The organism is Acidovorax sp., from assembly GCF_046314175.1.
Classification (GTDB): domain Bacteria; phylum Pseudomonadota; class Gammaproteobacteria; order Burkholderiales; family Burkholderiaceae_C; genus Acidovorax.
On record NZ_JBKBXG010000027.1, the window covers coordinates 48,591 to 57,452 of the forward strand.

Consider the following 8,862-nt stretch of genomic DNA (forward strand, 5'->3'; position numbering starts at 1 on the left):
GAATACTTCGGAGCGTCGTTGCATGGGCGGCCAATGCTTTAAAGCACGTACGCGCCATGTCGCACCCCTTCTGCACCCCTCATGCCCTTGGCACCCAAGAGATCTTGGACCCGCAGACGGCGAAGCGCCTTGGGCAACGGCACCCGCATGCAGCTGTATGCTGGCAGCGCGAGCGGGGGCTACGAGTGTTCGGACCTCTCCACTTGACTTACTATCAATTCAATAGCTACTCGGAGTTTATCTACCTGCGGTGGAGAGCAAAATCTTTCAAAACCTGCTGACCCAGTTGCCGCGCCGGTTCTGGCGCTTACTTACCGGCGTAGGCAGCGGGCTGCTCGCCTTGCTCATCTTGTTCGAGGAATGGGGCTGGGTGCCGCTGCAGCGGCTGCTGGCACGCATCGGCCGCTGGCCGGGCCTGCGATGGGTGGAAGGCTGCGTGCGCCAGCTCCCGCCTTGGGGCGCCGTGGCCGTTTTTTTGCTGCCCACCGCCTTGTTGCTACCCGTCAAACTGCTGGCGCTCTGGGCCATGGCGCGCGGGCATCTGGCGCTGGGCGTGCTGGTCATTCTGCTTGCCAAAGTCATTGGCACTGCAGTGGTGGCCCGCCTGTTTTCGCTAACGCACCCGGCGCTGATGCAACTGCGCTGGTTTGCCTGGGCCCCCGCGCACTGGATGCGCCTGAAGACCGGGGTGCTGGTGAGAGCACGCGCGTCCTGGGCGTGGCGCATGGCCCAGGTGGCCAAGCGGCAATGGAAGCGGTGGTGGCAGTTGCGCAGAGCGCACTGTGCAACAACGCCACCGGGGCCGCTGCCCCTTCTGTGATCGTCGTCGCTGCCGTGGACAGGCAACCTGACGGGCCCGCACAACACGGCCTTGGGAATTTGTCAATAAATGTATTTATATGCAAAGCCCATTCGCCGTGAATCGGCGAGCGCGATGACAATCGCGAGCAACTTCGCCGCCCCCGTCCCGCACCATGACCCCCTCCTTTGCGCTCCCTCGGTCGCTGCCCCGGTCCTGGCTGTGGTTGGGTCTGGGGTTGCTGGTCTTTGCGGCCTGCCTCGTCGGCATTTTTGCGCGGCCCATCGGCTTTCTGTCGGCGTTCTGGCCCGCTAACGCCCTGTTACTGGGGGTGCTGGTGCGCTACCCCGCCATTGCACGCCCGGCAGCCTGGGGCTCGGCGGCCATCGCCTATGTGGCGGCCGACCTGCTGACCGGCAGCTCACTGGGCATGGCGCTGTGGCTCAACGGCGCCAACCTGCTGAGCGTGACAGTGGGCTGGCTGGTGCTGCGCCGGTTGAGCGAGCCGGTGCTGCGCCTGCGGCGCACGGTGTCGGCCATGTACCTGCTGCTCGCCGCCTTGGCGGCCAGCGCTGCCGGTGCGCTGGCGGGCAGCGGCGCGGCGCCTGTGTACTTCAATTCGCCATGGACCGACCTGCTTTCGCTGTGGTTCAGCACCGAGCTGATGAATTACATGCTGATCGTGCCCGTGGTGCTGGCGGCACCGCGCGATGACGACCCGCCTTCGCCGGTACGCGGCGCACCACTGTTCTGGCGTGTGGCGCCGGTCGGATCGCTGCTGATGGCCGAAGGCATCCGGGGGCTGGTCGGCGGGCCGGGCGTGCTGGCTTTTGCGGTGCCGGGCCTTCTGTGGTGTGCATTGAGCTACAGCACCTTTGTGGCCAGCCTGCTGTCGCTGGTGGTGTGCCTGTGGACGATGGCGGGCGTGGCGATGGGCGTGCTCAATTTCACCCCGGCGCACGCGGGCGATGTGTTCTCGCTGCGGGTGGGCGTAACGCTGCTGGCGCTGGGGCCCCTGGCCGTGGCCTGCGCCAGCGCCGCGCGCGCGGAAACCCTGCGCCGTCTGGACCACGCCGTGCGCCACGATGAACTGACCGGCGTTCTAGCCCGCCGCGCCTTCATGCGCCAGGGCCAGCGCCTGCTTACCCGCTACGGACGCGAAACCGCGGGCGTGGCGGTGCTGATGCTGGACATCGACCATTTCAAGCAGGTCAACGACCAGCACGGGCACAGCGCTGGAGACCAATTGCTCATCGGCATCACCCAGGCCATGGCTACCGCCCTGCGAGCGCAGGACGCACTGGGCCGCATGGGCGGCGAGGAGTTTGCCGTGGTGCTGCCCGAGGTGTCACATGCCGAGGCACAGGCCATTGCCGAACGCCTGCGCAGCGCAGTGGCGCAACACCCGTTCGAAGTGGCACCGGGTGGGCAAAGGCTGCACGCCACGGTCAGCATCGGCATGGTGCACAGCGCCTCCATGAGCGGTGATGCGGACATCGACACCCTGCTGATGGCCGCCGACGCCTCGCTGTACCGCGCCAAGACCGAAGGGCGCAACCGGGTGGCGCCGGCCTGAGTCCCCCGGCTGAACTCGCCCTCCGCTTACGGCGTAACGCGCTCTCTTCCTCTTACTCGTCCCGCGCCAGCCGCACCCCGGCACTGGTGCCGCACGCATGGCAGAACTTGGCAAACGCGCTCTTGCGCGTGCTGCATTGTCCGCAGTGGTCAAACAGGCCAATGCCGCAGTGGGGGCAGAAGTCGATCTTCTCGTTCTTCAGGTCCACCGGGCGCTCGCAGCCGGGGCAGACGCTTTTGGCCAGGCGCGCCAGGGCGACGTCGTAGCTCAGGTCCTTGCGGCGCTCCTGGTCGGGCAGGGTTTCGGCCAGCTTCTGGCGTTCCAGGTAGCGGTTGAGCGCCAGGATGGCGTAGCGGCCCACCACGGCCGTCACGGCAATGCCCACCACATAGCGCACGTAGCCGCCGTAGCTGGGCAGGTAGGGCACCAGTTCCACAAAAAACGCGAACAGTGCAAAGAAGATAAAGCCCCACACAAACGGCCAGTAGGTGCCCTTGCGCTTTTTGACAAACAGCCAGCCCGCAATGGCCAGAAGCGGCAGCGTCAGGGCCAGGCGGTACAGAAACACACGCAGCTCAACCTTGCGCTGCTCGATGCGCATCCGCTCATAGCCGTCGGCTTCCAGCTCGCTCAAGCGGTTTGCTGCTGCGGCGGCGGCCTGGCGCGCATCGAGTGCCGCCTGCTGCTGCTGCTCCACCGCCTGCTGGGTTTTGCGCTCGTTGATGCGCAGCGCGTCCAGGCCTTGGGTGCGTGAGAGCACTTCCGGGTCCTGGTCAGCGCGCTGGGTGGCGCTGCGGGCGGCCAGCCAGCTGTTGAAGCTGTCGCGCGCGGTGCGGCTTTCGCTTTGGGCCTTGCTGCGCTGCAGCTGGGCCTGCTCCAGCGCGGTCTGCGCCTCCTGCTCGGCATCGCGCGCGTCGCGCACCTGCTTGCGCAGGGTTTGTGCGGCCTGCTTGTCCAAAAAGTCGTCCAACTGCAGCTGGCTTTCCACCTTGGGCAGGTCTCCCACAATGGTGCCCCCCAGCCCAATCAGGAAGCTGGCGAACACAAAGGCCACCAGCCACAGGCCACGCCGAAACCATTTTTCAGACAAACGCAGTGATTTGCTCACGGTCTTCTCCTCTCAGAGGGATCGATCAACAGGGTCGCCATTGCTGCGCCGCGCCCCATCGACAAACGATGTGGCGGCAATCGCAAACGCTTCATTTTTTATAGCTGCTAGCGCTTATTCATCAATCGCCAGAGCCCGTTTTTATTCAATTTTTCAGGGTCAACACCACCGGCGGCGCTGCCAGCTGCGCGCGCTGCAGCCAGGCCAGCACCGAATCGACAGTGACGGTCTCGATGCGGTCTGAAAAGCGCTTGTCGCTGGGGTGGTCGTCAAACGCAATGTTGGCTGACCCGACGCGGCCCCCCATGCGCGTGAGCGGGCCAAGCTTGAGCGTGGTGGGCGTGTAGCCCTTGAACTGCAGCCACGCCTGCGCCTGGTCGCGTGTCGACACGGTGGCGGGCTCCATGGCCACGGCCAGTGTCTCCAGCGCCCACTGGTTGGACTGCTGATACTTGCGGCCCCACACGTAGCTGACCATGCTGTAGGCGGGTTGCTGCAGCGTGCGGGTGCGGCCAGTGTCCTGCAGCACGGCCAGCAGGCGTTGCTGCACGTCGGGGGTGGGCACGGCATAGACGGCCTCATAGCGCCACAGATCGTCCAAGAAGAACTCGCCCAGCCCCTGGCGGTAGAGGTGGCCCACCGCAGTGCCGCATTCGTTGAGCTTGTGCGCAACGCGCCAGGGCCCCTCGGTGGTTTTGTAGGCCCAGCCCAGGTGCGAGTAGCGCAGGCCGTATTTGCTCAGGTCCTGCCCCGCCCGGGCCAGCACCACCACGCGGGTGCCCGAGCGTGCGTGTTCGGCATCCAGCGCGGCGGCGGTCTGCTCTGCCAGCTTCATGCCGCGCTCCACCACTTGGGGTGTGGTCTTGCGGGGTTCGCACGACCGGCCAGCGTATGCCTGGGTCGCGGTGAACAGCGCCGCGCCCGCGACGAGGGCAATGCCCCAGACCAGGGGCGTGGTCGCCAGTCGGCGCGTGGTGGGCGCGCCATTGCGCGGTGTCGGCAGGTGTGTATGGGTGGCCATGGTGTGCACCCTCACAGGCGTTCGTTGTGCAGCAGCGCACGGCCCATGGCGTTGGGGATGAAGGCAATCGCCTCACCCGCTACCGACAGCACGACGCCGGTACCAATCACGCTGCAAGTCACCACCGTGCCCACGCCGTAGGCCGACGCTGCCACGCCGCGGCCCGCAACTTCCACGCTGGCCTGGGCGCCATCGGATGCGCGCTCCAGCAAATACACCGTACCGGTGGCCGAGGCCTCCACGGTCTTGACGGTAAGCACGGCACCTGCCACTGACAGCGCAGCAGGCAAGGCCACCACGGCACCGGCGGCAGTGGACGCCACCGAAGCAGTGCCCACCACCGACGCGACAGGCAACATCGACAGCGCCGCCGACGCTTCACTTTGCGCACGCGCTGGCAACACCACAACGGCACACAGCAGGCCAGCGGCCAGCAGCCATCGCGCCAGGGTGGAGTTCAGGCTCCGGTTGCTTACATTGGATTGCGACATAGTTTCACTCCTCATTCATTTTTGGGTCCCTGCCGCACAGCAATGGGCGGCAGGGCATTGACTCGGTTCAGACCCGCCCCGGAGCATCGCCCAGGCCAGGTGCTGCGGCGCGATGATCTCAGTTCGCGTTGTTACCAGACGTTGCAGAGTTGGTAGACGCAGAGGCAGCCGCTTCGCGGCGGCCCTGAAGGCGGGCCTCAGCCAAATCGGCCTCGTGGCGGTCGCGAAGCATCTTGGCCAGGGTGAATGCGGTGGTGATCAGGTACAACCAGCTCACCCCCAGAAAAGCCTTGTACGTCACGTTGATGTCCATGCCCAGCAGGCCCCAGCCCGTCAGGCCCATGGCCACGGTGAACCCGCCCCACACCACCAGCTTCCACATCGGCGTGTCCCCGGCGCCGCGGCGCGTGGCGCTTTCGTTGTCCCGCACAAACTTGGCCAGCACAAATGCGGCAGACAGACAGAACACATACCCCATCACCATGAACGCCTGCTCCAGCTGCTGACCGGGCAACCAGGCCAGCCCCACGGCACACAGAAACACAGCGATACCGAACGAGACCCACACCTGCAACTGCCAGGCACGGGTGTCACGCTGAACGATGAGGGGAGAGGTAGTAGACATACAGTGGGTTGGCCACAGGGGCCTTGGTTGAACACGGAGCGAATGGTGACGGAGCGCCGCGCTGGCGTCTGCGTCCAGATACTGCAGTGGCCCTGCACCGGCCGTCAGGTATCGAATGGCGATACTTTTTGCGAATGCAGCACCTTTATTCGCTCCAAAATGCCCAGAACATGGGTGACAGGCGGTGCTGCGCTTGTCTCCCACAATCCCGGCCACGACACCAGTTGCACCACAAAACGGAGACACCCACACCATGACCACCACCAAACCTTTTGACCTCGTCGTCCACGGCGCCACCGGCTTTACAGGCCGCTTGGTGGTCGAATACCTGCTCAAGCGCTATCCCGCTGGCAGCGGCCTGCGCTGGGCCATGGGCGGGCGCAATGCCGACAAACTGGCCGCCGTGCGCGACGAACTGGGCGCACCGGCAGACACCCCGCTGGTCGTGACCGACACCAGCACACCCGCCAGCCTGCAAACGCTGATGGAGCAGACCCGCCTGGTGCTGACCACCGTAGGCCCCTACCAGCTTTACGGCAACGAACTGGTGGCCGCCTGCGCCAAGTCCGGTGTGGACTATGTGGACCTGTGCGGCGAGCCCGCCTGGATGCGCCACATGATCGACGCCCACGAAGCCACGGCCAAGGCCAGTGGCGCACGCATCGTGTTCTCGTGCGGGTTCGACTCCATTCCGTTTGACCTGGGCGTGTACCTGTTGCAAAACGAAATGAAAACCCGCTTCGGCCACCCCGCAAGCCGTGTGCGCGGCCGCGTTCGCAAGATGAAGGGCACCTTCTCCGGCGGCACCGCCGCCAGCCTGAAAGCCACCATGGCCGCAGCCGCCAGCAATCCCGCCGTGCTGGACCTGCTGAAGAACCCCTTCTCTCTGACCCCCGGCTTCGAGGGACCGCGCCAGCCCACGGGCCACAAGCCCATGGTGGACGAAGCCCTGGGCGATGGAATTTGGGTCGCGCCGTTCGTGATGGCCGCCATAAACACCCGCAACGTGCACCGTTCCAACTTCTTGCTGCAGCACGCGTACGGCACCGATTTTGTGTACGACGAGATGCTGATCACCGGCCCCGGTGAAAAGGGCGAAGCCATCGCCAACGCGGTGGCGGGCGACAAGTCGCTGGGCTCGGACAAAGGCCCCAAACCCGGCGAAGGCCCGTCGCGCGAGGAGCGTGAGAACGGGTTCTACGATGTGCTGTTCCTGGGTACCGACGATGCAGGCAACAACTTGCGCGTGGGCGTGAAGGGTGACCGCGACCCGGGCTACGGCTCCACCTCCAAGATGATCACCGAAGCCGCGGTGTGTCTGCTGCAGGACGCGAGTGAAACGCCCGGCGGTATCTGGACGACGGCACCCGCGATGGGCGAGAAGCTGATTGCGCGGCTGCAGGCGAATGCGGGGCTGAGCTTTGAGGTCGAAACGCAGGCTTGAGGCTTGCTTCAAAAACAGTAGCTGCTTGCGCTCTATCTACGGTACTTTCAGATGAAAATCTATTGATAATCCATACCTATCAAGCGCTACCAGCTACTTTTTCAATAGCAATGCAGCCCACTACACGGCCAGCGGCAGTTCGGTGGTCGATAAGACGTTGCGCAGCACCATGAACGACCGCACCTGCCGCACGCCCGGCAGGTAAATCAGCTGCTCTGCGTGCAGGCGGTTAAAGCTCTCGCTGTCTCGGGTGCGCACCAGCATGAAGTAATCGAACTCGCCGGTGACCACATGGCATTCCATGCAGCCCGAGATTTTGACGGCCGCTTTTTCAAACTCGGCAAATGACTCGGGCGTGGAACGGTCCAGCACCACGCCGATCATCACCAGCATTCCAGCCCCTACCGCCTTGGGGTTGAGCAGCGCCACCACCCCATCGATAAGCCCCAGCCGCCGCAGGCGCTCCACCCGGCGCAGGCAGGCGGGTGCGCTCAGGTGCACCTTCTCTGCCAGCGCGACGTTGGATAACGACGCATCGCGCTGCAGCTGGCGCAGGATGGTTTTGTCGGTGCGGTCCAGCTCGGCAGACACATCGGGCTGCGGCACATTCTTGGCACGAACTTTTGTTGCGCACATTTCTTACTTCAAGAAATTTTGATTGCCTCAATTCTGATTCAAGAACAAAAAACTCTGAAATCAAAGCGAAATTCGCAACCACTTGATGCGCGTGTTTTTCTACGATGAAGGCACTGCAAGCACCCTTGCACCCACCGCCTTTCCATCGACCGGAACACATCCATGAATCTGCAGAAATTTCCCCGCCACCCACTCACCTTTGGCCCGTCGCCCATCACGGCGCTACCGCGTCTGTCGGCCCATCTGGGCGGCAAGGTGCACCTGTACGCCAAGCGCGAAGACTGCAACTCGGGCCTCGCGTTTGGCGGTAACAAGACGCGCAAGCTGGAATACCTCATCCCCGAGGCGATTGCCGGCGGCTACGACACGCTGGTGTCGATTGGCGGCATCCAGTCCAACCAGACGCGCCAGGTGGCCGCCGTGGCCGCGCACTTGGGGCTCAAGTGCGTGCTGGTGCAGGAGAACTGGGTCAATTATTCCGACGCGGTGTACGACCGCGTGGGCAACATCGAGATGAGCCGCATCATGGGCGCCGATGTGCGCCTGGACGCTGCGGGTTTTGACATCGGCATCCGCCCCAGCTGGGAGCAGGCCATGGACGATGTGAAGAAGGCGGGTGGCAAGCCCTTCCCCATCCCGGCGGGCTGCTCCGAGCATCCGTATGGCGGCCTGGGCTTTGTCGGCTTCGCCGAAGAGGTCCGCCAGCAAGAAAAAGAACTGGACTTTCAGTTTGACTACATCGTGGTCTGCTCAGTGACCGGCAGCACGCAGGCTGGCATGGTTGTGGGTTTTGCGGCCGACGGCCGCGCGCGCAAGGTGATCGGCATCGACGCATCGGCCAAACCGGAAAAGACGCACGCGCAAGTGCTTCGCATCGCACAGAACACGGCCAAGCTCGTGGAGCTGGGCCAGGAGATCACCGCCGAGGACGTGGTGCTGGACACGCGCTATGGCGGGCCCGAGTACGGCCTGCCCAACGAAGGCACGCTCGAAGCCATACGCCTGTGCGCCCGCCAGGAGGGCATGCTGACCGACCCGGTGTACGAAGGCAAATCCATGCACGGCATGATCGACATGGTGCGCAAGGGCGAGTTCCCCGAAGGCTCCCGCGTGTTGTACGCGCACCTGGGAGGGGTGCCGGCGTTGAACGCCTACGGCTTTC

At 64.5% G+C, this 8,862-nt stretch carries 9 protein-coding genes; 4 read left to right on the forward strand and 5 right to left on the reverse strand.

Annotated elements, in window-relative coordinates:
* Positions 1–250 precede the first annotated feature (250 nt).
* On the forward strand, positions 251–820 hold the full coding sequence (locus ACK4OE_RS09965; RefSeq protein WP_409884657.1) for a hypothetical protein: 570 nt from the start codon (positions 251–253) through the stop codon (positions 818–820).
* A gap of 154 nt (positions 821–974) precedes the next feature.
* Positions 975–2,375 carry a diguanylate cyclase gene (locus tag ACK4OE_RS09970; RefSeq protein ID WP_409884658.1) on the forward strand — a complete coding sequence of 467 codons (1,401 nt, stop codon included), beginning with the start codon at positions 975–977 and terminating at the stop codon, positions 2,373–2,375.
* Between the two features lie 52 nt (positions 2,376–2,427).
* Here ACK4OE_RS09970 and ACK4OE_RS09975 read toward each other — a convergent pair whose 3' ends face one another.
* The 4 genes from ACK4OE_RS09975 to ACK4OE_RS09990 form a co-directional block, all read right to left on the reverse strand.
* Entirely contained in the window at positions 2,428–3,483 is a 1,056-nt protein-coding gene (locus ACK4OE_RS09975) for a serine endopeptidase (protein WP_409884659.1), read from the reverse strand.
* Between the two features lie 145 nt (positions 3,484–3,628).
* Positions 3,629–4,504 carry a DUF2145 domain-containing protein gene (locus tag ACK4OE_RS09980; protein ID WP_409884660.1) on the reverse strand — a complete coding sequence of 292 codons (876 nt, stop codon included), beginning with the start codon at positions 4,502–4,504 and terminating at the stop codon, positions 3,629–3,631.
* Between the two features lie 11 nt (positions 4,505–4,515).
* Entirely contained in the window at positions 4,516–4,995 is a 480-nt protein-coding gene (locus ACK4OE_RS09985; protein ID WP_409884661.1) for a hypothetical protein, read from the reverse strand.
* A 118-nt stretch (positions 4,996–5,113) separates the two neighbouring features.
* Positions 5,114–5,620 (reverse strand): YiaA/YiaB family inner membrane protein, encoded by a 507-nt coding sequence (locus ACK4OE_RS09990; protein WP_409884662.1) that lies wholly within the window; start codon positions 5,618–5,620, stop codon positions 5,114–5,116.
* Positions 5,621–5,873: 253 nt separating this feature from the next.
* Here ACK4OE_RS09990 and ACK4OE_RS09995 point away from each other — a divergent pair, with 253 nt between their 5' ends.
* Positions 5,874–7,064: a saccharopine dehydrogenase family protein gene (locus ACK4OE_RS09995; RefSeq protein WP_409884663.1), complete on the forward strand. Its 1,191-nt coding sequence runs from the start codon at positions 5,874–5,876 to the stop codon at positions 7,062–7,064.
* 120 nt (positions 7,065–7,184) lie between these two features.
* Here ACK4OE_RS09995 and ACK4OE_RS10000 read toward each other — a convergent pair whose 3' ends face one another.
* On the reverse strand, positions 7,185–7,700 hold the full coding sequence (locus ACK4OE_RS10000) for an Lrp/AsnC family transcriptional regulator (protein WP_409884664.1): 516 nt from the start codon (positions 7,698–7,700) through the stop codon (positions 7,185–7,187).
* A gap of 162 nt (positions 7,701–7,862) precedes the next feature.
* Here ACK4OE_RS10000 and ACK4OE_RS10005 point away from each other — a divergent pair.
* A partial coding sequence (locus ACK4OE_RS10005; RefSeq protein WP_409884665.1) for a 1-aminocyclopropane-1-carboxylate deaminase occupies positions 7,863–8,862 on the forward strand: 1,000 nt, incomplete at its 3' end.

Bases quoted from the DNA above. Each gene is read 5' to 3' on its own strand.
- ACK4OE_RS09995 (WP_409884663.1), top strand. From the start codon at position 5,874: ATGACCACCACCAAACCTTTTGACCTCGTCGTCCACGGCGCCACCGGC.
- ACK4OE_RS09990 (WP_409884662.1), bottom strand. From the start codon at position 5,620: ATGTCTACTACCTCTCCCCTCATCGTTCAGCGTGACACCCGTGCCTGG.
- ACK4OE_RS09970 (WP_409884658.1), top strand. From the start codon at position 975: ATGACCCCCTCCTTTGCGCTCCCTCGGTCGCTGCCCCGGTCCTGGCTG.
- ACK4OE_RS10000 (WP_409884664.1), bottom strand. From the start codon at position 7,700: ATGTGCGCAACAAAAGTTCGTGCCAAGAATGTGCCGCAGCCCGATGTG.
- ACK4OE_RS09980 (WP_409884660.1), bottom strand. From the start codon at position 4,504: ATGGCCACCCATACACACCTGCCGACACCGCGCAATGGCGCGCCCACC.
- ACK4OE_RS09985 (WP_409884661.1), bottom strand. From the start codon at position 4,995: ATGTCGCAATCCAATGTAAGCAACCGGAGCCTGAACTCCACCCTGGCG.